The sequence below is a fragment of the Rhizobium sp. CC-YZS058 genome (assembly GCF_034720595.1).
Lineage (GTDB): Bacteria > Pseudomonadota > Alphaproteobacteria > Rhizobiales > Rhizobiaceae > Ferranicluibacter.
The window spans coordinates 3,932,089-3,955,000 of the sequence record NZ_JAYESJ010000001.1; the positions used below are offsets into that span (position 1 = coordinate 3,932,089).

At 64.3% G+C, this 22,912-nt stretch carries 17 protein-coding genes, 1 tRNA gene and 2 rRNA genes; 7 read left to right on the forward strand and 13 right to left on the reverse strand.

The annotated features are described in order from the left end of the window. Positions 1-19 precede the first annotated feature (19 nt). Both U8330_RS18780 and U8330_RS18785 read left to right on the forward strand, forming a co-directional pair. Positions 20-811, forward strand: coding sequence for a 5-oxoprolinase subunit PxpA (locus tag U8330_RS18780; RefSeq protein WP_323106762.1), 792 nt, complete (start codon positions 20-22; stop codon positions 809-811). Continuing rightward, positions 808-1,662: a D-amino-acid transaminase gene (locus U8330_RS18785; protein WP_323106763.1), complete on the forward strand. Its 855-nt coding sequence runs from the start codon at positions 808-810 to the stop codon at positions 1,660-1,662. The genes U8330_RS18780 and U8330_RS18785 overlap by 4 nt, the downstream gene beginning before the upstream one ends. Positions 1,663-1,754: 92 nt before the next feature. On the opposite strand, the gene U8330_RS18790 is transcribed toward U8330_RS18785, so the two are convergent. Next, positions 1,755-2,918, reverse strand: coding sequence for a serine hydrolase (locus tag U8330_RS18790; RefSeq protein ID WP_323106764.1), 1,164 nt, complete (start codon positions 2,916-2,918; stop codon positions 1,755-1,757). A 219-nt stretch (positions 2,919-3,137) separates the two neighbouring features. On the opposite strand from U8330_RS18790, the gene U8330_RS18795 reads away from it, so the two are divergent. Beyond that, positions 3,138-3,677 carry a cytochrome b gene (locus tag U8330_RS18795; RefSeq protein ID WP_323106765.1) on the forward strand — a complete coding sequence of 180 codons (540 nt, stop codon included), beginning with the start codon at positions 3,138-3,140 and terminating at the stop codon, positions 3,675-3,677. 19 nt (positions 3,678-3,696) lie between these two features. Continuing rightward, complete coding sequence (locus U8330_RS18800) at positions 3,697-4,566, forward strand: RibD family protein (RefSeq protein WP_323106766.1); 870 nt, start codon at positions 3,697-3,699, stop codon at positions 4,564-4,566. Here the strand turns inward: U8330_RS18800 and U8330_RS18805 are convergent. The 4 genes from U8330_RS18805 to U8330_RS18820 are packed head-to-tail and all read right to left on the reverse strand — an operon-like array spanning position 4,459 to position 7,739. Next, entirely contained in the window at positions 4,459-5,256 is a 798-nt protein-coding gene (locus U8330_RS18805) for a class I SAM-dependent methyltransferase (RefSeq protein ID WP_323106767.1), read from the reverse strand. The genes U8330_RS18800 and U8330_RS18805 overlap by 108 nt on opposite strands. Then, the gene (locus U8330_RS18810; protein ID WP_323106769.1) at positions 5,253-6,296 is read right to left on the reverse strand and encodes a glycosyltransferase family 4 protein; all 1,044 of its coding nucleotides are present in this window, start codon (positions 6,294-6,296) and stop codon (positions 5,253-5,255) included. Before U8330_RS18810 ends, U8330_RS18805 begins: the two co-directional genes overlap by 4 nt. Continuing rightward, positions 6,293-6,691, reverse strand: a complete 399-nt coding sequence (locus tag U8330_RS18815; RefSeq protein ID WP_323106772.1) for a 6-carboxytetrahydropterin synthase — start codon at positions 6,689-6,691, stop codon at positions 6,293-6,295. The genes U8330_RS18810 and U8330_RS18815 overlap by 4 nt, the downstream gene beginning before the upstream one ends. A 43-nt stretch (positions 6,692-6,734) precedes the next feature. Then, complete coding sequence (locus U8330_RS18820; protein ID WP_323106773.1) at positions 6,735-7,739, reverse strand: zinc-binding alcohol dehydrogenase; 1,005 nt, start codon at positions 7,737-7,739, stop codon at positions 6,735-6,737. 185 nt (positions 7,740-7,924) lie between these two features. Here U8330_RS18820 and ribA point away from each other — a divergent pair, with 185 nt between their 5' ends. Together ribA and U8330_RS18830 are read left to right on the forward strand one after the other, a co-directional pair. Beyond that, positions 7,925-9,031, forward strand: a complete 1,107-nt coding sequence (gene ribA / locus U8330_RS18825; protein ID WP_323106774.1) for a GTP cyclohydrolase II RibA — start codon at positions 7,925-7,927, stop codon at positions 9,029-9,031. A 34-nt stretch (positions 9,032-9,065) separates the two neighbouring features. Further along, on the forward strand, positions 9,066-9,818 hold the full coding sequence (locus U8330_RS18830) for a CDP-alcohol phosphatidyltransferase family protein (RefSeq protein WP_323106776.1): 753 nt from the start codon (positions 9,066-9,068) through the stop codon (positions 9,816-9,818). A 35-nt stretch (positions 9,819-9,853) separates the two neighbouring features. On the opposite strand, the gene U8330_RS18835 is transcribed toward U8330_RS18830, so the two are convergent. Beyond that, entirely contained in the window at positions 9,854-10,762 is a 909-nt protein-coding gene (locus U8330_RS18835; RefSeq protein ID WP_323106777.1) for a lysylphosphatidylglycerol synthase transmembrane domain-containing protein, read from the reverse strand. Positions 10,763-10,857: 95 nt separating this feature from the next. Between U8330_RS18835 and U8330_RS18840 the strand changes: the two genes are divergently transcribed. Next, complete coding sequence (locus U8330_RS18840; protein ID WP_323106778.1) at positions 10,858-12,459, forward strand: sulfatase; 1,602 nt, start codon at positions 10,858-10,860, stop codon at positions 12,457-12,459. 18 nt (positions 12,460-12,477) lie between these two features. On the opposite strand, the gene U8330_RS18845 is transcribed toward U8330_RS18840, so the two are convergent. From U8330_RS18845 to U8330_RS18875, 7 genes are all read right to left on the reverse strand, one after another. Continuing rightward, positions 12,478-13,602, reverse strand: a complete 1,125-nt coding sequence (locus U8330_RS18845) for a hybrid sensor histidine kinase/response regulator (RefSeq protein ID WP_323106779.1) — start codon at positions 13,600-13,602, stop codon at positions 12,478-12,480. Next, positions 13,599-14,171: a chemotaxis protein CheB gene (locus U8330_RS18850; RefSeq protein WP_323106780.1), complete on the reverse strand. Its 573-nt coding sequence runs from the start codon at positions 14,169-14,171 to the stop codon at positions 13,599-13,601. The genes U8330_RS18845 and U8330_RS18850 overlap by 4 nt, the downstream gene beginning before the upstream one ends. Then, on the reverse strand, positions 14,168-15,016 hold the full coding sequence (locus tag U8330_RS18855) for a CheR family methyltransferase (protein WP_323106782.1): 849 nt from the start codon (positions 15,014-15,016) through the stop codon (positions 14,168-14,170). Before U8330_RS18855 ends, U8330_RS18850 begins: the two co-directional genes overlap by 4 nt. Further along, positions 15,013-18,477, reverse strand: a complete 3,465-nt coding sequence (locus U8330_RS18860; protein WP_323106784.1) for a response regulator — start codon at positions 18,475-18,477, stop codon at positions 15,013-15,015. The genes U8330_RS18855 and U8330_RS18860 overlap by 4 nt, the downstream gene beginning before the upstream one ends. 628 nt (positions 18,478-19,105) lie before the next feature. Then, positions 19,106-19,182: transfer RNA gene (locus U8330_RS18865), tRNA-Met, on the reverse strand. A gap of 57 nt (positions 19,183-19,239) precedes the next feature. After that, positions 19,240-19,354: ribosomal RNA gene (gene rrf, locus U8330_RS18870) — 5S ribosomal RNA — on the reverse strand. Between the two features lie 304 nt (positions 19,355-19,658). Continuing rightward, positions 19,659-22,546: ribosomal RNA gene (locus U8330_RS18875) — 23S ribosomal RNA — on the reverse strand. Positions 22,547-22,912 lie beyond the last annotated feature (366 nt).

Genomic DNA, 22,912 nt, shown 5'->3' on the forward strand with positions numbered 1-22,912 from the left:
CTGATGGAGGACGAACGAGATGCGCGGCATCGACCTCAACTGCGACATGGGCGAAGGATTCGGCGCCTATCGGATCGGCGACGACGCGGCGATGATGGAGATCATCACCAGCGCCAATATCGCCTGCGGCTTCCATGCCGGAGATCCGGTCGTCATGCGCGACACGATCCTCCTGGCCAAGGAAAAGGGCGTCTCGATCGGCGCGCATCCCTCCTTCATGGATCTCTACGGCTTCGGGCGGCGGCGCATCGCCGGTGAGAAGCCGGCCGATCTGGAAGCCCAGATCCTCTATCAGATTGCGGCGATCGCCGGCATGGCCAGCGCGCTCGGCTGGCCGATCAGCCATGTGAAGCCGCATGGAACGCTCTACACCATGGCGGCCGAGGACCGGACCTTGGCAGAGGCCTGCGTGCGGGCAGTCCGGGCGGTCGATTCCGGTCTCGTCTTCGTGGCCCTGCCCTTCTCCGAAAGCGTCAAGGCCGCCGAGGCTGTGGGTCTCACTATCGCTCTCGAAGTCTTCGCCGATCGCCGCTACCTCGAGACGGGCATGCTCGTGCCGCGCGGAGAGCCGGATGCCGTGATCCACGATCTCGACGAGAGCGTCGACCAGGTCCTCTCCATCGTCAAGGACGGCCGGCTGCCGACGCGGGGCGGCGGGTTCCTGCCGATCGAGGCTGCGACCATCTGCATTCACGGGGATACGCCGGGCGCACCGGCCATCGCGGCTGCGCTTCGCACCCGCCTGCTCGCCGAGGGGCTGGATCTCGCACCCTTCGCCCGCCCGGAAAGCGAGCGGGGAGCGGGCGCATGAGCCGGATCGTCTATGTGAACGGCGCTTTCGTGGCCGAAGAGGCCGCCCGGATCTCCGTCTTCGATCGCGGCTTTCTCTTCGCCGATGCGATCTACGAAGTCGTGGGCGTCGTGGGCGGCAAGCTCCTCGATTATGACGGCCACGCGGCCCGGCTGCGCCGCTCGCTCGATGCCTTGTCGCTCGCCTCTCCGCTTGACGACGCGGACCTGCTGGCGCTTCACCGCGAGATCGTGAGCCGAAACCGGCTCGATGAGGGGCTGATCTACCTGCAGATCTCGCGCGGGGCGGCGGATCGGGATTTCGCATATCCGATGAAGGCCGACCCGACGCTGGTGCTCTTCACGCAGGCAAAGGCGGTGCTCGCCAATCCGAAGGTCGAAACCGGCATTGCCGTTGTTCTGGTGCCCGACCTGCGCTGGGCGCGGCGCGACATCAAGACCGTGCAATTGCTCTACCCCTCCATGGCCAAGATGGAGGCCGCGCGGCACGGAGCCGACGACGCCTGGATGGTGGAAGACGGCCTCGTCACCGAGGCGAGCTCCGCCAATGCCCATATCGTCGACCGCGCCGGCACATTGATCACCCGCCCGCTCTCCGAGGCCATCCTGCACGGCATTACCCGGCTCAGCATTCTCGACATTGCTCGTGGCATGGGCGTTGCGGTCGAGGAACGCGCCTTTTCGCCGGAAGAGGCGAAGGACGCCGCCGAGGCCTTCATCACCTCCGCCACCAGCTTCGCCCTTCCGGTGACCCGGATCGATGGAAACCCGGTCGGCGATGGCCGACCGGGTCCGATCACACGGGCGCTGCGACAGGCCTATATCGTGGCGAAGCTGCAGACGGCGATCTAGAAGGGACTCTGCGCCATCCCGCTCTCAAGCGCAGCGGCTGGTGGCTGCGGGTCGCTGATCGGCGAAGGGCCACCGACCCGGAGCCGAGCCCTTCAAGGCTTGGCGAAAAACGCGGGATCGACCTCGGCCAGGATGCGATGCGCCAGCGTGATGCGCAGGTCGTTCGGCCAGAACCGGTTGGCGAGCAGCACGATGCCGCTGCCCCGCTCCGGTTGCGCCAGGGCATAGGCGCCGAAGCCGGCCGTCGATCCGGTCTTCGACAGGGTTCCAACCTCGGCACCCGTCACCGGGGCTTCGACCCGCTCGATGCTGTTTGGCTTCAGCACGAAATCCGGATTGGCGCCGAGCATCAGCGCATCGACCGTGGCAGGCGCGGGATAAAGCTCCCAGCCGAACCCCTGATGCATGGACTTGACCCGATAGACGCCGCTGCGGGCGGTTTCGAACCCCTTGGCCAGCGCCGGCTCCAGCGCATCCGGCCGACTGGCAGCCGCCAGGAAGCGCAGGAAGTCGCGCGCCGTCGTCTTGATGCCATAGGCCTGCGCATCGAACAGGCCCGGCGTGACCCGAACGGGCGCATTGTCGCGCCGATACCCCTGTGCGTAATCGGTCTGCCGGTCCTTCGGCACGGCAAGCATCGTATCGTCGAGTGTCAGCGGCTTGAGAAGCTTGGCCTCCATCAGCCTGGCAAACGGTGCGCCTGCGGACGCCGCAGCGAGGGAGCCGGCAAGCCCGATCGACACATTCGAATAGAGCCGGTCCTGGCCGACTGCACTCTCCGGCTTGAAGCCCTTGAGATAGGCCGGCAGCGTTTCCTCGCTGACGCCATCGGGCACCTGCAGCGGCAGGCCGCCCGCCGTGTAGGTCAGGAGCTGCAGCAGCGTTGCGCCGCCGATGGCGCTGTCTTTCAGCGACGGCATCACCGTATCGGCCGAAGCGGACAGGTCGATCGCGCCTTCGGCCTGCAGCCGGCCGAGCAGCGTGCCTGTATAGGTCTTGGACAGCGAGCCGATCTCGAACAGGGTCCTGTCCGTGACCTTGGCACCGCCACGCGCCTGCCGACCGAAATGAAACACCCGCGGCGCGCCCTTCACCAACAGGCCGACCGACATGCCCGGAATATCCTCGGCGGCCATGACCGGCTCCACCGCCCGGCGCACGGCGGTTTCGACCGCATCCTCGGCCTGAACCGGACCGATACCCAGCATCATCAACGGCAGCAGGGCCCATGCCTGCATCATCCGCTCTCGTCGCATCTCGTTCTCCTTCATGGATCCCAGCGGCCGCGACTTAGGTTGATTCGCCTTACCGAAAGGTTTCACTAACTATCAGCGTGCCTCTGCGGCCGGCGCTTGCTGGTCACATCTGCCTTCACCACAGCGTGACCCGCGAGTGCCTACCCTTGCCTTGCCGCGTCTTGGTGGCAAACTATCTGGCGCGTGAAGGCTGGATCGGCATTGTAAAGGGAGAGGCGGATGGACGCGGATGCGATGGCCGAGGCTCGAGCGCCGCGCCATGCCGGGCGCCTTATCCTTCTGCACTGGGTCATTGCCGCGCTCGTCTTCTGCATCTGGCCGCTCGGCTTGATGATCGGCTTCGTCAGAGACGACGTCAAACTCGGCTTCTATCTGCTGCATGAAAGCCTCGGCTTTCTCGTTCTCTGGCTCATGCTGCTGCGGGTCGGCGCGCGGCTGACGAGCCCATCGCCGGTGCCGTTCGGCACCGCCCCGATGCGCCAAGCGGCTGGTCTCGTCCATGGTCTGCTCTATCTTCTTCTTGTCGTCATGCCCGTTTCCGGGTTCCTTGCCACCAACGCGCATGGCTTCCCGCTGCTGTGGTTCGGGCTCGTCCCGGTCTGGAGCCCGATCGGCAAGATGCCCGACATCGCCGGCACGCTTTCGACCGTGCACACCGTCAGCGCCTGGATGCTGTTGAGCCTGATCGGGCTTCATCTCGGCGCGGTCATCTATCATCAGGCCATCCGCCGCGATGGCATTCTGCAGCGCATGAGCTGACACACCCATGAGGACCGCAATGCGCAGCATTCAGATGACCGACCAGACCTGGGCTTGCCTCCTTGCCCTGAAGGACAAGGGCGAGTCGACGGCGCTGGGGCAAGCCGATCCGGCCTTGTCGCTCTATGGCCCCATTGCCGGCGCTCGCGGACGTTTCGTCCTGGCTCAGGTCGGGCAGTCGCTCGATGGCCGCGTCGCCACGCCCGCCGGTGATGCGCGGGATATTTCCTGTCCCGAAGGGATCGCCCATCTTCACCGATGCCGGGCGTTGGCCGATGCCGTCATCGTGGGGGCGACCACCGTGCAGATGGACAATCCGCGCCTCTCGGTTCGCGCCGTTGTCGGGCCGAACCCGGTTCGCGTGGTGATCGATTGTCACGCGGCACTGACGGGTGAGGAGCGCCTGTTCCATGATGGCCTCGCGCCGGTCATCGTGATCCGCTCCGAGGATACGCCCGGCAAGGCGCTTAAGGCCGAAACCATTCTCTTGCCTCGGGCAGCCTGCGGTCTCGCGCCCGATGCCATTCTGAACTGCCTGGAGCAGCGCGGGTTGCGGCGCATCCTGGTGGAAGGGGGCGCGCGCACCATCGCCCGCTTCGTCGATGCCGGTCTCGTCGACCGGCTGCATGTGTCGATCGCGCCGCTGATCATCGGATCAGGACCGCCGGGCATCGCGCTTTCGCCGATCGAACAGCTCGCAAACGCCCGCCGGCCGGTCTCGACGCTCTATCTGCTGGGCGAAGACATCCTGTTCGATTGCGAACTCAAAACCACCACCCGCTCACTGCGGCGGCAAGGCCAGCAGATCGAGATGGCCGACACGGCAGAGGCTGCCGGGCTGACCGAGCACGCGAGAGCGGAAACGGCGCCACGCCAGAACGTCGCCTGAGGGCAGCCGGCCGATTTCGGCAAGGGGCTGCATCACGCCATCGAGAAACGCCTCCTGCAGGGCGCGATCCTCCGGTCCGAGGAGCCAGGGGCTTTCCGCCACCGCGATCGCATAGCCATGCCGTTCGAAGGCGGTACGCAGATGGTCGGTCGCCGCCGGCCCAAGTGCCGGGCCGAAACCCTTGTCGCCTGTCTGATGGCGGTTGAAATCCGCGACCACCTCCTCATCGAGCGGATGACCGACCGACCAGTGCATCACCCCATCATAGTTGAGCGCCGCATAGAGCCCCACGCGATGCCGGGCGAGATGTGCCACGACGCGGTCGCAGAATGAGGCGGAGCAGAGATCGAACAGCGCGGAGGCCGAGACGACCGCGAAGTCGGCACAGTCCAGCGCCTCGAACGTGTTCAGGTCGAAGGCCGCGATCTCCACTCCCGTCTCGGAGCCGATCCGTTGCCGGGCCTGCTCTAGAAGCAGCGGATCGTGGTCGAGAAGGCGCCAGCCGGTGTGGGCGGGCAGGTGGCCGACGAGGCTGCGCCATGTGGAGCCGGTGCCGCAGCCGATATCGAGGAGGCGCGGCGCCGGGTGCGCGGCCAGATGACGGCTAAGCGCTTCCACCAGCGGCCGGTCCCGGGCGGCGCGATCGGCGGGCTCCCGAAGGCCGAGCCATGCCGCATCGAAGCCGCTCATGCGATCGTCTCCAGCACCGCCGCGATGATGGCGGCCGTATCGCGCCAGCTCGGCAGCAAGGCGCCGGCCTCGCGTGCGGCCTCGGCACGGCGTTGCCGCTCGTCCCGGTCCTCGATCAGCCGGGCAAGTGCGGCGGCAAAGGCCTCGACATCGTCGACGGGAACGAGGATGCCGGCCGAGGGCGGCACCACCTCCGGCACGGCGCCGGCATGGCAGGCGACGATCGGCAGGCCATGGGCCAGCGCTTCCGCGAAAACCATGCCATAGCCTTCGTAGCGGGAGGCGAGTGCGAACAGGTCGGCGCTGGCGAAGGCCGGGCGCGGGTCCTGGATTTCCCCCGCCAGCACAATACGGGTGCCAAGACCGAGATCGGCGATCTGCCGCTCCAGGGCGTCGCTGGTTGCCGGGTCGAGCGTTCGGCTGCCGATGATCGTTGCCGTCCAGTCGAGCCGCTCGATTCTTTTGAGCGCGGCGATCAGCACATCATGCCCCTTGCGCGGCGAGAGCGTGCCGACCGAGAGGATGGCGAACCGCCCCTCGCCTCCGCTGGCCGGCGGGGCGGCATCCGTTCCCGGCAGGGCGACGGTGATCCGCGGCGCGGCGACGCCGAAGTTCGCCGTCAGCTCGCGCGCGGTCATCGGCGAGGTGACGATGATTGCGCGTGCGGCCGCGAGCGCCCGTGTTTCGCTGGCTCTCAACCGTGCCTGGTCCTTTGGCGAAACTCCGGTTTCGAGCGCGAGGGGATGATGGACCAGAGCGATGATCTGCAGCCGGTCTGCCTCGCCGAAGGCCCAGGCATCGAGCACGCCATAGGCAAGGCCGTCGATCAGCACCGGGCGTCGATCCGGCAGGGCCGAGAGTGCTGCTTCCGCATTCGCCAGGGTCTGCGAAGACGGGGCGGGAAATCCTTCGCCGAGCGGAAGCAGGTCCACCGTCCAGCCCAGCGCCCGCAGCTCCTCGATCACCCGCCGGTCATAGCCATAGCCGCCGGTTTTCAATGCGAGATCGCCGGGATAGGCGAAGGTCAGCGCCCGGCTCATAAGTCCGCCTCGTACCAGCCGCGTGCGGCATGGGATTCATGCAGCGTGACCTTGAGCCGGCAAATGCGGTGGCTTCCCGGGCCGAGCCGCTTGGCGGCAACCGCGTCGGCCAGCGCATCGAAAATATGTTTGGCGATCACCTCCGTGGTGGTCACCTTGCCGGCAAACTGGGGAAGTTCGTCGAGATTCTGATAGGTGAGCGGCTTCAGCACCTCGCCCAGCACCGTGGTGGCCGCGCCGATATCGACCGCCAGCCCGTCCTCGTCCACGTCCCGTGTGAAGAAGGCGGCATCGACGACGAAGGTGGCGCCGTGCATGCCCTGCGCCGGCCCGAAGACCGGGCGCGGCAGGCTGTGGGCGATCATGATATGGTCTCGAACCTCGACGGCAAACATCAAAACCCCTTTCATCGGAGGCGCAGGAGAGCAGGAACGGGCGTCAGTATCGAATAGCGTGGCACAGCGTATCGGGTGCGGCGAGAATACGCGGATAGTCCTTCGGCAGATCGCCGAAGGCGGTTTCGCCCGAAATGAGCCGGTCGAGGCGGGCGTCGTCAAGCAGGCGGATCGCGGTCATCATCCGCCGCTCGAAACTCCAGCGGGCGCGGCGCGATGCCGGCACGCTGCCAACCTGCGAGCTGACAAGCTGCAGGCGCCGGGAATGGAAAGCGCCGCCGAGCGGTATGGCGAGCGACCGATCGCCGTACCAGCTGGCCTCGACGATGCGGGCCTCGAAACCGGCGTGATCGATCGCCTGCGCCAGCGCCTCCGGGGCAGCACTGGCATTGATGAGGAGATCGAACTCGCCCTCCAGCCTGTCGGTGGAGGTGAAGGTCAGGCCGAGCGCGTCCGCCAGAGCCTGGCGCTGCGGATCGCGATCGATGAGCAGGGTCTCGGTCGCGGCGATGCGGGCGCAGAGATGAGCCACCAGACTGCCGACGAGACCGGCCCCGAACACCGCCACCCGGTCGCCCGGCTGCACGCCCGCATCCCAGACGATGGTGAGCGCCGTCTCCATATTGGCGGCAAGAACAGCACGCCGCGGCGGAAGTTCCTCGGGCAGAAGCCGGACGGCATGGGCCGGAATCAGGATGCGGTCCTGATGGGGATGAAGCGCAAAGACCGTACGCCCGCGCAGAGCATCCGGCCCAGTTTCGACGATGCCGACGGCCGCATAGCCATATTTGACGGGAAAGGGGAAGGCGCCGCCCATGAAGGGGCCGCGCATGCGCTCATGCTCGCTCTCCGGCACACGACCGTTGAAGACGAGGGATTCCGTTCCGCGGCTGATGCCGCTCCAGAGCGTGCGCAAGAGGACATCGCCCTCGCCGGGCGGGGCGAGGCGCTCCGGATGGAGCCGGCAGTGCCCGGGCGCCGTGATCCAGAGTGCGCTTGCATCACGGCCTTCGCTCCCGCTCGTCGTGATTTTGTCAGTGCTCTCCACGCCTCGTCCCCTCGATCGTCGTTCGTCCGAACCTTCTGCAATGGCGCCGGAACGAAGCGCGGCACATAGCGTTTGCCGGCCGATTTAAAGACTGTCCGACCCTCAAATAAAGTTTATGACAGATCTGCAAACCGGTCTCGGGGAGTTGGCGTAAGCGCTGCCGTTTCCGATTGAGAGTGTGCATCATGTCGCTTTTGACCAACCAGAGCTTTGCGTGTCCGACCGCCGAGATGGAGGTGGAGCGCGCCGTGTCCGAACTGCGCTATGGCCGTCCGGTCGTCCTCGACGACGGGAGACGCCGCCTCGCAGCCCTGGCGCTCGATTGCGTGGCGCCGAGCCTCTATGACCAGTTCGCGGCCGCCACCGACCATCGCCACGCCCTGCTGCTGACAGCGCCGCGTGCCACCCGTCTCGGCATCCTCGGCGATGGCGATGTTCTGGCGCCGCTCTCAGGCATTCCGTTCAGCGCGGCGGCGCAGATGGCCTATGGGCTCGGTGCCAAGGGGCCAGACCGCTGGCTGCCTGCGGATGCGCTAGCCTCCCACTCCGCCGAACTCGCCCGCCTTGCCCTGCTGCTGCCCGCCATGGTGGTTGCCGATGTTTCCGGCTGCGGCGAGCGGTTTGCCGGCTGCTGCCGGCTGGAGGCGAACCGGCTGAAAGGCGCAGACGAAGCCCGCCAGCGCTTCGACCGGGTGGCACGCACCCGCGTGCCGCTGGAGGATCTCGGCGACGTCGATTTCGTCGTCTATCGCGGCGGTCTTGCGCAGAAGGACCAGGTGGCCCTTGTCGTCGGCACACCCGATCTCGGCCGGGCAGTCCCGATCCGCATCCATTCTTCCTGCATCACCGGCGACCTCTGCCGTTCGCTGAAATGCGACTGCGGCGACCAGCTGCGCAACGGTCTGGCGCTGCTTCAGGCCGCTGGCGGCGGGGTTCTTCTCTATCTCGACCAGGAAGGGCGCGGCACCGGCATCGGCGCGAAGATGCGCGCCTATGGTCACCAGCATCTGGGCCTCGATACGATCGACGCCGATGCCGAACTGGGTCTTGCCGAGGACCATCGTCGCTACGAGGCGGCCGTCGCCATGCTGCGCGATCTCGGCATTGCGACCGTGGCGGTCTATACCAACAACCCGACAAAGATCGCAGCCCTGAGGGCAGGCGGGATCGCGGTCGAGACGCGCGCTCCGGTCACCGGACGCGTAACGCAGGAAAACGCCTTCTACCTGCGAACCAAGACGCTGCGGGCGGGACATCTGCTCGATCTCGACACCCTGGTTGCCGCCGAGTGAGGACCGCATGCCGAAACCGGACAAAGGATGGACCGTGACGCCGAGCTGGCTCGGCCTTCGTCTCCAGCCTGCCTCGTCGGCACTGTTCGACGAGACCTGGCTGATCCTCTCGATGCTCCTGACCGGAACGGCCGCGACGGCGGGAGTGCTTGCCTTGCTTCTGCCGCTCGCGTGGCCCTTCGTCGCGACCGTCCTCTTGCCGCTCGTGATCATCTACGGGATCGCGCTATGGGGCCTGTCCGATCATCCGCACACCCATTTCGGCCCCGCCAACATTATCACCGCGCTGCGGGCGGCAATGGTGTGTCTGACCGCCTCGACCTTCGTCTGGTTCGAGGGGCTGGCGAGCGCACCGACGGCGCTCTGGATCCTCATCGGCTTCGTTCTGGCCGCCCTGTCGCTCGATGGTGTCGATGGCTATCTGGCGCGCCGCTTTCGCCAACAATCGGCCTATGGAGCCCGTTTCGACATGGAGGTCGATGCCTTCCTGATCCTGGTTCTTTCGGCCGCCGCCGTGCTTCTGGGCAAGGCCGGACTCTGGGTGCTGCTGATCGGCGCGATGCGCTACGGCTTCGTGGTGGTGGGCTGGATGGTGCCGCGACTGACGCGCCCCCTGTTTGCCTCGACCCGGCGCAAGCTCGTCTGCGTGCTGCAGATCCTCAGCCTCTGTGTGCTGCTGCTGCCGGTGGTCACGCCGCCCGTGTCCATGGTGATCGCCGCAACCGCGCTCGCTGCGCTGGTCTATTCCTTCGCGGTGGACACGCTGTCTCTGCTCCGCCGGCCTTGACCGCGCGCCTGCGCCGGGCTGCTTTCCTCCATCCCCTACGCGCCCCCGCCCCTTACAGGCCGGAGAAGCATGGCCAGCCCGGGCAGCGCGCCGGCGAGCGAGAGGGCGCCATAGACAAGGCTGGCGGCGAGGCCTTCAGTCGGCGTGGCGTCAAGCAGCGGCCAGAGCGCCATGGCCGCCGCCTCGCGCGTGCCCCAGCCTCCGAGGCCGGCCGGGATCAGCATGGCAAGAAGCGCCTGCGGAATGATGGTGACGAGCGCGACCAGGGGCAGGGCCGCACCCACCGCCTGGCTGGCAATGAAGAACGTGGCGCCATAGCTGGCGACGATGATGAGGCTGAGCCCCAGCTGAACCATCCAGGCGCGCTGATGGAGGAAGGTGCGGGCGAGGTCGTCGGCAAGCCCCGAGCCCCATGCGAAGCGGCGAGCGAAGGCAAGACTGAGAGCGCAGATCACCGCCAGCAGCAGCAGGCCGAGCGCCAGGGAAACCGGACTCACACGCGGCACCGCATCGGCAATCATCGACGGCCAGAAAGCCAGGCCCGCAAGGGCCAGAAGGAAGAAGGCGACCTGGCCGGACAGCCGCTCGAAGAGCACGGCCTTGGCGGGCACCTTCCAACCTCCCGGCCCCGCCTGCCTCTGGCGATAGGCGCGAAGCGCATCGCCCGCCATGCCGCCTGGCAGGCTCTGGTTGAGGAGGCTGGCGAGATAATAGTCCCCGATGGCCCGGGAGAGGGCGATCCGCTGCCCCAAACGCGCGGCGGTGAACCGCCAGCGCAGCGCCGAGAGCCAGATCTGCAGCTGGACGAGCGCGAGCCCGGCAAGGAGGGGACCCAGGGAGACCCGAGACAGCGCCTGCCACAGCGGCACCAGGTCCATCGTCATCAGGAACCAGACCATCAGGGCAAGAAGGGCGACCGGCGCGAGAAGGCGGAGACTGGACAAGGCGGCAGGCTTTCGTCTCTTTGGGCACGGCATCATCGGACGACGAACCGGACGGCGGAGCTGCGAATGATCGAGAACACAGGGACGCGCGACACATGATGAGAGATCGGTTCCGCACCATGGCGAGCACCGTCTTCCTCTCGCTCATCCTGATCCTTCTGGTCAACCTGCCGGATCATCCCGATGCCGTGAGCGCCGGCAGCTTCGCCCGACTGCCACTCGAATGGCCGGCCGCCTTTCTCCTGCTGCTGATCGGGCCTGCGGTCACGCGGCGCTTGGCCGTGTGGCTGATCGTCCTCCTGGCCGTACTGATCCTCTGCCTGAAGCTTGCGGATCTCGGCACGCAGGCGGCCTTCCAGCGGCCCTTCAATCCTGCGCTCGACCAGCAGATGATCGGCGATGGCTGGAATGTCGCCAGCGGGGCGCTCGGTCTGCCTCTTGCGCTGGCCGCCCTGCTCGCCGCACTGATCGTCCTCGCGCTTGCCATCGTTCTCCTGGTCGCCGCCGGACGAAGTCTGGCAGCCGCACCGCCGCGGCACCGGGCGCGGCTGGCAATGCTGTTCCTGGCGCTTGCCCTGTTTGCCGGTCTGGTCCGGGGTTTTGGCCTGCCCTTGGTCGAGGTGCGCATGCCCTCTTATCTGGCCGGGCGGCTGGCGCTGATGGTCGAGTCCTCCCGCGACATGCGGCGCTTCGAGGCGGAGCTGGCGCGGGGGATTGGGCCCAAAACCGGACGGGAGCTGTTTTCCGCCATCCGGGACAAGGATGTGATCCTGATCTTCGTGGAATCCTACGGACGCTCGGCGCTGACTGATCCGCGCTACCGGGACCGTATGGCAAGGCGACTTGGTGCCGTGGATGAGGAGATAAGGCGTGCTGGTCTCTCCGCCGCCAGCGCATGGGCCACCTCCCCCACGGTCGGGGGCTTGAGCTGGCTTGCGCATGGCACGCTGCTGTCCGGCCTCTGGATCGACAGCCAGGCACGCTACGACCGCCTCGTCCGAAGCACCCAGCCGAGCCTCAACCGCCTGTTTGCCGAAGCTGGCTGGCAGAGCGCAGCCATCATGCCGGCCATCACGCTCGACTGGCCCGAGTCCGCTTATTTCGGCTATCGCCAGGTGCTGGCCGCGAAGGATCTCGGCTATCGCGGCAAACCGTTCAACTGGGTGACCATGCCCGATCAATATACGCTGTCGGCCTTCGAGCGTCTCTCGCGCGCTCCGGCCCATGCGGCGGGCCGCCGTGTGATGGCCGAGCTGGCGCTGATCTCCAGCCATGCACCCTGGACGCCCGTTCCAAGCCTTGTCGATTGGGCGCGGATCGGCGACGGCACGATCTTTGACAATCAGGCGGTCCAGGGGCCTGCTCCTGCCGTTCTCTGGGCGGATCCGGAGCGTGTGCGCGCGCAGTACATCGCCACGATAGACTATTCGCTGGAGACGCTGGGCAGCTACCTGGCGCGCTTCGGCAAGGATGCGGTCTTCGTCATCCTTGGTGACCACCAGCCCGCATCGATCATCACCGGACCCGGCGCCTCCCGCGCCGTGCCCATCCATATCGTCTCCCAAGACCCAGCCCTCATCGCCAGCTTCGAAGCGGAAGGCTTTACTGCCGGCCTGCAGCCGGCCGCCGATGGGCGGGAGTGGCGCATGGATGTGCTGCGCCAGCTGCTGATCGATCGGCTCTCGGCCGGTCCCTGACCCGTTGCCGCCGCCGCCTCAGCGCGGCAGGGCGAGCTCGAAGGTCGCGCCCTTGCCGCGGCCGGGGCTCGACACCGTGATCGTTCCGGCATGGAGTTCGACCAGTTGCTTGACGAGCGCCAGCCCGATGCCCAGCCCACCGCGGGCATGTTCGAGATGGCGATCCACCTGTGAGAACAGGTCGAAGACGCCCTTCATGTCCTCTGCACTCAAGCCAAGCCCATCATCGACCACGCGGATCAACACTTGGTCGGCGGCAGGAATGATGCTCGCCTCGATCGCGCCGCCGGGCGGGGTGTATTTGGCCGCATTGTTGATGAGATTGGCGATGCATTGGGTGATGCGGACCTCATCGGCAAAGATCAGGACCGGCGCCTCCGGCAAGATTACTTCGAAACGGTGCTCTTTCGCATCGATATGCGGGCGTGCCATGGCGACAGCGGCATGCAGGGCATCTTTGAGATCGAACTCGTCCTTGCGCAGCTCGATCTTCGCCTGGGTGATGCGGGAAATGTCGAGCAGATCGTCGACCAGCCGCACCAGATGCGTCATCTGGCTTTCCATCAACAGCTTGATTTCTTCGGAGCGCGGTCCATCCGGGCGGCGGCGAAGGATGTTCAGACCGCCCTGAAGGGCCGCCAGCGGATTGCGCAGCTCATGGGCAAGGATGGCCAGAAACTCGTCCTTCTTGCGATCGGCATGCTGCAGGGTCTGCGCCTGCGCCGCCAGGGCATCGCGCTGCTCGGCGATCATCTGCCGTTGGCGGTAGATCTCGAAGAACACCTCGGTCTTGCTGCGCAGAATGTCCGGCTCGATCGGTTTCTGGATGAAATCGACCGCGCCCGCTTCATATCCCTGAAAGCGGCGCTCGGCGCTGTGGGAGCCGGCGGTGACGAAGATGATCGGAATGCGGCGCGTCCGTTCGTTGCCCCGCATGAGCTCGGCCAATTCGAAGCCGCTGAGCCCCGGCATCTGCACATCGATCAGTGCCAGCGCCACATCGTGCTGCAGCAACAGCTCCAGCGCCTCGTCGCCCGACCGGGCCTTGAGAAGAAGCAGCCCGTCGCGGCGCAGCAGGGCCTCGAGCGACAACAGGTTCTCCGGCAAATCATCGACGAGCAGGAAGGTAACCGGCGTGTTCATGATGCAAGACCTGAGAGGTGTGAGGCAATCTGGGAGAGCGACAGAACCTGCGCCTGCGGACAGGCCGCCAGCGCGGCTTCCGGCATGGCGCTGGCATAGGCGCCCTTCGGATCCTGGACGAGGGCGGTGCCGCCGGCCCGCACGATGGCGCGCAGACCCTTCGCACCATCCTGATTGGCGCCCGTCAGCACGACGCCAACGAGCGTCTCGCCCCAGACATCCGCTGCGCTTTCGAAGGACACGTCGATCGACGGCCGCGAGAACAGCACTTCATCCTCGTTGGACAAGGCGATGGTTTCGCGGTCCTCGATCAGCATGTGGTAATCGGGCGGCGAGAAATAGATGGTGCCGGCGCGCACCGGCTCCTTGTCCTCGGCCTCGATGGCGGTCAGCGCGCATTTGGCGTCAAAGATCTGGGCCAGCACGCTGCGCTTGTCGGGCGGCAGGTGGACGATGACGAAGATCGGCCAGGGAAAATCGGCCTTGAGGCTCGGCAGGATGATGCTGAGGGCTTCCAGCGCGCCTGCCGAGGCCCCGATCACCACCGCGCCCTTGCTCGCTCCGCTCATGATCCGGTCCTCTGGTAGATTTTCTCCTCGCGCACGAAATCGCGAAAGGCGCCGGCATGGGCGGAGAAGCGCAGGGTCTCCTTGGCGCCGAGACCGAGGAACCCATGGCGCGGCAGCGACTCCTTGAAGAGCCCGATCGCGCGGTCCTGCAGATCGCGATCGAAATAGATCATCACGTTGCGGCAGGAGACGAGCTGCATTTCCCCGAAAACCTGATCGGTCACCAGGCTGTGATCCGAGAAGACCACGTTGCGGCGCAGGCTCTTGTCGAGCAGGCAGCGATTGTATCCGGTCTGGTAATAATCCGAGAGCGAGGTGCGACCGCCCGAGAGCCGATGGTTTTCGGTAAACAGCCGCACGCGGTCGAGATCGTAGATGCCGGCTTCGGCGAGCGCCAGCGCATCCGGATTGATGTCGGTCGCATAGAAGATCGTCCGCTCTTCCAGACCCTCTTCCCGAAAAAGGATGACGAACGAATAGAGCTCCTCGCCGCTGCTGCAGCCTGCGATCCAGACCTTCAGCGACGGGTAGGTGCGCAGATGCGGCACGACCTTTTCGCGGATGGCGCGGAAATAGCCGGGGTCGCGAAACATTTCGCTGACCTGCACGGTCAGGAAGCCGAGGAGATGCGGCAGCATGGCCGGATCGTGCAGCGCGGCCTCCTGCAAGGCCGAGATGGTGGCGAACCCCAGCTGCTCGCGCGCCTGGCGCAACCGCCGGCGGATCGAGGACATGGCATAGCTGCGGAAGTCGTAGTGATAGCGATGATAGAGTGCCTCCAGCAAAAGCCGGATCTCGATATCTTCCACCTTCATCGTCTCTGTGGTCTCGGTCGTCTCGGTCATTGCGGCATCCATACGCGAACGAGCGAGAGAAGCTTCTCCACGTCGAGCGGCTTGGCCATGTAATCGTTTGCGCCGGCTTCGATGCAGCGCTGCTGGTCGTCCGGCATGGCCTTTGCGGTCAGCGTGATCACCGGCAGCTTCTTGAAGTCCGGCATCTTGCGGATCATCCGCGTGGCGGTCAGCCCGTCCATGACCGGCATCATCACATCCATCAGCACCAGATCGATGCGCCGGTCCGGCTGCGCCAGCGATTGGTTGAGCTTCTCCAGCGCTTCCTCGCCGTTGCGGGCGATCTCGATCAGGGCGCCGCGCGGCTCCAGAATATTGGTGAGCGCATAGACATTGCGCACATCGTCCTCGACGACCAGGATCCGGCGGCCTTCGAGCAGGGCATCGCGGTTGCGCGCCTTGCGGATCATCTTCTGCTGCTCGTCCGGCAGCTCGGACACGACCTGGTGCAGGAACAGCGTCACCTCGTCGAGAAGGCGCTCCGGCGATTTCGCCCCCTTGATGATGATCGATTTGGAGTAGCGGCGCAGCTTCTGCTCTTCCTCCGGCGTCAGCAGACGGCCGGTATAGACGATGACCGGCGGGAAGGAGTGGCTGCTGTCCTGGCTGATCGTCTCGAGCAGCGAATAGCCGGAGGCATCCGGCAGGGAAAGATCGAGCACCATGCAGTCGAAGGTCTGCTCCTTCAGAAGCGCCAGGCAGTCTGCCGCCGTGGCCGCGCCCACCGTCTCCACCTCCGGCGAGCCGATCAGTTTGGCGACCGCATCGCGCTGGATGTCATTGTCTTCGACGATCAGAACCCGACGCACATTCTGCGAAATCTTCGCCTCGAGCGATTTGAACACATTGACGAGCTGGTCGCGCTGGACCGGCTTCAACGCATAGCCGACCGCGCCGAGCGACAGGGCCCGTTCGGTATAGTCATCGGCCGAAACGATATGGATCGGGATATGGCGGGTGCGCACGTCGCGCTTCAAACGGTCGAGCACGGAGAGGCCGGACTGGTCGGGCAGGCCGACATCGAGCACGATCGCGCTCGGCATGAACTGCCTTGCCAGCTCCAAGGCCTCCTGCGCCGTGCCCGCATGCAGGGCCTCGAAATCCAGTTCGCGGGCGAGATCGCGCAGGATCATGGCGAAGGACTGGTCATCCTCGATGATCAACAGCCTGCGCGAGGGATCCGACGCCTGGAGCCGCTCTTCGTCGAGCACGCGGGGTGCTCGCGGACGGGGCGCCGGCTCCTCCGCCAACCGGACGGCCGGCGCGGCCGGGCGTGGCGGCGTGACAGCGGCGGCCGGCGGGACTGCCGGTGCGACATTTGCGGCCGGCCGCACCGCGGCAGCATCGAAGACCCGCGGAATGACGATGGTGAAGGTGCTGCCCGCGCCGGGCCGGCTCTGCAAATGGATCGACCCACCGAGCAACCGAACGAGTTCGCGCGAGATCGACAGGCCGAGACCGGTGCCGCCGAACCTGCGGCTGATCGTGCCGTCGGCCTGGTGGAAGGCCTCGAAGATCCGGCGCTGCTGGTCCTCGGCAATGCCGATGCCGGTGTCGACGACGGAGATGGCAAGATCGCGGTCGCCCGTCGGGCGGATCTGCAGGGACACGCTGCCCGTTTCGGTGAACTTCAGCGCATTGGCGAGAAGGTTTTTCAGCACCTGTTCCAGCCGCTGCGGATCGGTTTCGATGACCGCCGGGCAATCCGCCGCCACGTCGATCACAAAGGCAAGACCCTTGTTGCTGGCGAGAGGATCGAACATGTGGCGCAGCGTGTTGACCGTCCGGTCGATCAGCACCGGCTCGGGGCGAACCTCCACATGGCCGGCTTCGATCTTCGACAGATCGAGAATGTCGTTGATCAGGTTCAGGAGATCGTTGCCCGAAGACTGGATGGTCTGCGCGAACTTCACCTGCTCCGGCGTCAGGTTCTCGTCCGGATTGTCGGCGAGCAGCTTGGCGAGGATCAGCGAGGAATTGAGCGGCGTGCGCAGCTCGTGCGACATGTTGGCCAGGAAGTCGGACTTGTACTGGCTCGCCTGCTCGACCTCCTGCGCCTTGAGCTGGATCGCCAGATTGGCGCGCTCCAGATCGTCGCGCTGGCGTTCCAGTTCCTGGGCCTGTTCCTCGAGCTGCGAATTGGTCTGCTCCAGCTCCACCTGCTGCTGCTCGAGCCGGCTCTGGGACTCCTTCAGCGCCCGGCCCTGCTCTTCCAGCTCCTCATTGCCGACCCGCAGCTCCTCGCCCTGAACCTGCAGCTCTTCCGCCTGGCGCTGCGTCTCGCGCAGCAGCCGCTGCAGTTCGGTACGGAAGTCGGCCGAGCGGATGGCTGTGGCGATCGTGGCGGATGACTGTTCGAGAAGCTCGAGAACATGGTCGCCGACGGGCCAGAGGAAGCCGAGCTCGATCACGGCCTTCAGCGTGCCGTCGATGCTGGCTGGCGCAAGGCTCAGATAGGTGGGCGCCTCCTGGCCGAGGCCGGAGCCGAAGCGCATGTAGCCCTCCGGCACGGCGCCGACGACGATCGGCTTCCCCCCCTCCGTCACATGGCCGAACAGGCCGTCATTGCGGCCCAGCCGCAGGGGAACCGATGCCTCGGACGGCACGCCGAAGGTGGCGCTTCGGGCAAAGCCTTCCTCGTCCTTCACATAGATCAGGCCGGCCACGGCGCCGACATAGTCGGTAAGGTAGCGAAGGATGCTCTCATTGAGCGCGTCGGTCGTCTTGTCGCCCATGACCGCCTGGCCAAGCCCGACCTGCGCCTGCTGCAGCCAGGTCTGGCGGCGACGGGCCAGCGTAACGCGGCGAAGCAGGAAGCCGATCAGCACCGTCAACAGGATGCCGAGCGCCCCCGTAAGAACGACGAGGCCGAAGGCTGTCGCATAGGCCGAGCGCATATCGGCCAGCCGCAGGGCACGCTGGTTGGCCTCCTCCGCCCGCATGTCCGAGATCGTCGCCCGGATCGCATCCATGGCATTCTTGCCGAGATCGGAATTCACAAGATCGATCGCCGCCTGGGCATTGCCGGCCCGGCGCAGTTCGATGGTCCGCGTCAGCTCGTCGCGCTTGACGTTCAGATGGCCCTCGAGCTCGCTCAGGCGCCGACGCTGGACCGGGTTCCCGGCCACAAGCTTCTCGACGTCGCCCAGACGCTTGCGAACCTGTCCCTGCGCGCGCTCGAATGGCTCGAGATAGCGCTCATTGCCGGTGAGCAGATAGCCCCGCTGCCCGGTTTCGGAATCCTGCACATCGGCCTGCAGCAGATCGATGGCGACGATGACATCGTGGGTCTGCACCACACGACCATTGTTTTCCCGCAAGGATTGAGTCGTGGAGAGCAGAATGAGCGTGCTGACGACAAAGAAAAGCAGCGCGATCGAGAGCCCGAGGCTGACCACGGGATCGAGTCCCAAACCTCGTGTCAGGCGAGCAGCGGCGTCGCGTCTGTGCATGTCATCCAACCCCAACAAAAATGCCGTCGTCGCGCGGCGCCCCTGCTGTGTAAGCGCAACGCGAAGCTTAAGGTAGCAAAAAAAGGCCCAACACCGTGTCGTCTCGCGCATGGTGTGCGAAGACGCGGATGTGGTCCCGGAAAATTCCTTGAACACTGTCGCCCCGGCTGCCGATGCCGGTCAGAAGCTACGAACCCCTGGCCAGACGCCATGCGATGCCGCGGCCTTAGATAAGATCGATCAATCGCAGGGCAATATCCAAAACAGGACGAAGGGCTGCGTGTCAGCGAAACCGGCCCGGGACGCGCTCAGCTGACGAGAGGTCTGTCGGAGAGAGCACGGCGTTTAGCGCGAGGCGGTCTCTGTTTGCAGCACGACAGATTCATTAAGACTGTCGTCGACTGTCTTACGGCGGTTGGGCCTGACGTCCAGGACATGGCCAACGCGTCTCGCAAGCCCCATCTGGTCGCGCGAGTCTGTAGGTTCTGGCTCGGCGCGTTCGCCGAATTGCCCTCACCATACTCGGGGAAGCCTGCCCCGCGGACGGCGCCCCCCTTCCGCTTTGCCTGGAACGCAAGAAAGCCCCGTCGGCGAGAGCGAACGGGGCTTTTGGTGTTTTGGGTGTGTTTGGTTGCGGGGGCAGGATTTGAACCTGCGGCCTTCAGGTTATGAGCCTGACGAGCTACCGGGCTGCTCCACCCCGCGGAATGGGATTGGTTTGGGGATATGAGATGAGAAGATTGGATGACTTGCGCTTAGCAGACCTGGCAGCGACCGACTCTCCCGCGTCTTGAGACGAAGTACCATAGGCGCTGGGGCGTTTCACGGCCGTGTTCGGAATGGGAACGGGTGGGGGAACCCCGCGATGACCACCAGGTCGGCTAAGGGCAAGTGTTTTTCGAGAAGCTGGATTTGGGGCGAAGTGCGAAGTGCGCAGTGCGAATAGGGTATTCGCCAGTCGGCAATCGCTGGTTTTGAACACGTCGTTGGTATGGCAGTGGCGAGGGAGCCGTTTGGAGGCTCCGCAAGCGCGTGCCGGATTTTTCCAGCAGCCGGCAGAGCCGAGCCGCCGGGCGTCCGGCGCGCCGTGCGCAGCGAAGCGGCCGAAGGCCGCGACAGCGCGAGCACATAACATGGCATCATCGCCGCGCGGCGCGCGGTGATGAGCACAAGCAATGGGAACGATCAAGATCGAACGAACGATTAGTACCGGTAAGCTTCATGCATTGCTGCACGTCCACACCCGGCCTATCAACGTGGTCGTCTTCCACGGTTCTTCAGGGAATACTCGTTTTCAGGGGGGTTTCCCGCTTAGATGCCTTCAGCGGTTATCCCGTCCATATATAGCTACCCTGCTATGCCCTTGGCAGGACAACAGGTCCACCAGAGATATGTCCATCCCGGTCCTCTCGTACTAGGGACAGATCCTGTCAATATTCCTACACCCACGGCAGATAGGGACCGAACTGTCTCACGACGTTCTGAACCCAGCTCACGTACCGCTTTAATTGGCGAACAGCCAAACCCTTGGGACCTGCTCCAGCCCCAGGATGCGATGAGCCGACATCGAGGTGCCAAACAACCCCGTCGATATGGACTCTTGGGGGTCATCAGCCTGTTATCCCCGGCGTACCTTTTATCCGTTGAGCGATGGCCCTTCCACGCGGGACCACCGGATCACTATGACCGACTTTCGTCTCTGCTCGACTTGTCAGTCTCGCAGTCAGGCGGGCTTATGCCATTGCACTCGACGACCGATTTCCGACCGGTCTGAGCCCACCATCGCGCGCCTCCGTTACTCTTTCGGAGGCGACCGCCCCAGTCAAACTACCCACCATACACTGTCCCGGATCCGGATAACGGACCGCGGTTAGACATCCATGACGATAAGGGTGGTATTTCAAGGATGGCTCCACAGGAACTGGCGTCCCTGCTTCAAAGCCTACCACCTATCCTACACATGCCGACACGAATGCCAGTGTAAAGCTATAGTAAAGGTGCACGGGGTCTTTCCGTCTGACCGCAGGAACCCCGCATCTTCACGGGGAATTCAATTTCACTGAGTCTGCGTTGGAGACAGCGGGGAAGTCGTTACGCCATTCGTGCAGGTCGGAACTTACCCGACAAGGAATTTCGCTACCTTAGGACCGTTATAGTTACGGCCGCCGTTTACTGGGGCTTCGATTCAAAGCTTGCACCTCTCCTCTTAACCTTCCAGCACCGGGCAGGCGTCAGACCCTATACGTCGTCTTACAGACTTCGCAGAGCCCTGTGTTTTTGATAAACAGTCGCTACCCCCTGGTCTGTGCCACCCCATCCTGGTTGCCCAAAATGGGGTCACGCTTCTTCCGAAGTTACGCGTGCAATTTGCCGAGTTCCTTCAACGCAGTTCTCTCAAGCGCCTTGGTATACTCTACCTGACCACCTGTGTCGGTTTCGGGTACGGTCTGTACGGTGGGGCTCTTTCCTGGAACCGGTTCCCTGCAAGGCGCAATCCAATAAGCCCTCACAAGTTGCCCGATCCGTCACTTCCCACCAGGCCCACGATTATTAACGTGGTTCCCATCGACTACGCGTGTCCGCCTCGTCTTAGGGGCCGGCTAACCCTGCTCAGATGAACTTTAAGCAGGAACCCTTGGTCTTTCGGCGAGAGGGTCTCTCACCCTCTTTATCGTTACTCATGTCAACATTCGCACTTCCGATACCTCCAGGAGCCCTCACGGGTCTCCCTTCACTGGCTTACGGAACGCTCCGCTACCCCAACGATCGTAAGATCGTCAGCCTCAGCTTCGGTGCATGGCTTTAGCCCCGTTACATTTTCGGCGCAAAACCCCTTATTTAGACCAGTGAGCTGTTACGCTTTCTTTAAATGATGGCTGCTTCTAAGCCAACATCCTGGTTGTTTTGGGAGTCTCACATCCTTTCCCACTTAGCCATGACTTGGGGACCTTAGATGGAGGTCAGGGTTGTTGCCCTCTTCACGACGGACGTTAGCACCCGCCGTGTGTCTGCCGATTAGTACTCTCAGGTATTCGGAGTTTGATTAGGATCAGTAAGACGGTGAGTCCCCATAGCCCATTCAGTGCTCTACCCCCTGAGGTATTCGATCGACGCACTACCTAAATAGTTTTCGCGGAGAACCAGCTATCTCCGAGTTTGATTGGCCTTTCACCCCTAGCCACAAGTCATCCCAATCTATTGCAACAGATGCGGGTTCGGTCCTCCAGTTGGTGTTACCCAACCTTCAACCTGCTCATGGCTAGATCACTCGGTTTCGGGTCTAATGCGACGAACTCAAACGCCCTGTTCAGACTCGCTTTCGCTGCGCCTCCACCTACCGGCTTAAGCTTGCTCGTCACACTAAGTCGTTGACCCATTATACAAAAGGTACGCGGTCAGCCTTGCGGCCTCCCACTGTTTGTAGGCATCCGGTTTCAGGTTCTCTTTCACTCCCCTTGTCGGGGTGCTTTTCACCTTTCCCTCACGGTACTTGTTCGCTATCGGTCATGCACGAGTACTTAGGCTTGGAGAGTGGTCTCCCCATGTTCAGACAGGGTTTCACGTGCCCCGCCTTACTCAAGGACGATCAAAGCCTCACCGCATACGGGGCTGTCACCCGCTCCGGCCGCGCTTTCCAACGCGTTCTGCTTTATCTTCAATCGCCACTGGCCTGGTCCGCGTTCGCTCGCCACTACTAACGGAGTCTCGGTTGATGTCCTTTCCTGCAGGTACTTAGATGTTTCAGTTCCCTGCGTTCGCTTCTAACCCCTATGTATTCGAAGGTCAGATACCTTGTTTCGATGCTTGGAACCTCGCGCCGCCTCGTCGACGCAGCCAATCGCCAATCGACATTCGCCAATCGGATTTTCAAACCCGACTGCCGACTGCCCAATTCCGATTGTCCGCGCCAACGGCGCCAGATTCCCAAGCATCCAAGGTGGGTTTCCCCATTCGGAGATCCATGGATCAAAGCTCATTCGCAGCTCCCCACGGCTTATCGCAGCGTATCACGTCCTTCTTCGCCTGTGCATGCCAAGGCATCCACCAAATGCCCTTACTTCTCTTGATCGTTCTCATTGCCAATGCTCATCATCTGTCTGGTTTGGCTAAGCTATCCTTCTCGCTTCCGCTCGAAGGGCAGTCCAAACCTGGCCATCCGGGCACCTCCAGGGCGCCGGGACAGACCGTTCCTCGCTAACGATCGGCGAGGAACGAACACCAGCGGTTACCTTTTACAACCGCCGTCTTCAATGATGCCATCGACGTGTTCGATCCGGTCCTCATCCGAAGGCACGCCGGTGCACTTCGAGGCCGGATCTTCAAGACCAGCTTCTCGAGATCAAATCCGAGGATGCGCGGTCAGGCAACATCCACCAGATCGTTCCGCATCCAAAAAGCTTCCGCCCTTCAGCACGCAACGATCCTTGACTGGCAT

Coding starts and splice junctions, on each gene's coding strand:
- U8330_RS18805 (WP_323106767.1), bottom strand. CDS start 5,256: ATGAGCGGCTTCGATGCGGCATGGCTCGGCCTTCGGGAGCCCGCCGAT.
- U8330_RS18800 (WP_323106766.1), top strand. CDS start 3,697: ATGCGCAGCATTCAGATGACCGACCAGACCTGGGCTTGCCTCCTTGCC.
- U8330_RS18840 (WP_323106778.1), top strand. CDS start 10,858: ATGATGAGAGATCGGTTCCGCACCATGGCGAGCACCGTCTTCCTCTCG.
- U8330_RS18855 (WP_323106782.1), bottom strand. CDS start 15,016: ATGACCGAGACGACCGAGACCACAGAGACGATGAAGGTGGAAGATATC.
- U8330_RS18785 (WP_323106763.1), top strand. CDS start 808: ATGAGCCGGATCGTCTATGTGAACGGCGCTTTCGTGGCCGAAGAGGCC.
- U8330_RS18815 (WP_323106772.1), bottom strand. CDS start 6,691: ATGTTTGCCGTCGAGGTTCGAGACCATATCATGATCGCCCACAGCCTG.
- U8330_RS18790 (WP_323106764.1), bottom strand. CDS start 2,918: ATGCGACGAGAGCGGATGATGCAGGCATGGGCCCTGCTGCCGTTGATG.
- U8330_RS18810 (WP_323106769.1), bottom strand. CDS start 6,296: ATGAGCCGGGCGCTGACCTTCGCCTATCCCGGCGATCTCGCATTGAAA.
- ribA (WP_323106774.1), top strand. CDS start 7,925: ATGTCGCTTTTGACCAACCAGAGCTTTGCGTGTCCGACCGCCGAGATG.
- U8330_RS18780 (WP_323106762.1), top strand. CDS start 20: ATGCGCGGCATCGACCTCAACTGCGACATGGGCGAAGGATTCGGCGCC.
- U8330_RS18850 (WP_323106780.1), bottom strand. CDS start 14,171: ATGAGCGGAGCGAGCAAGGGCGCGGTGGTGATCGGGGCCTCGGCAGGC.
- U8330_RS18795 (WP_323106765.1), top strand. CDS start 3,138: ATGGACGCGGATGCGATGGCCGAGGCTCGAGCGCCGCGCCATGCCGGG.
- U8330_RS18860 (WP_323106784.1), bottom strand. CDS start 18,477: ATGCACAGACGCGACGCCGCTGCTCGCCTGACACGAGGTTTGGGACTC.
- U8330_RS18845 (WP_323106779.1), bottom strand. CDS start 13,602: ATGAACACGCCGGTTACCTTCCTGCTCGTCGATGATTTGCCGGAGAAC.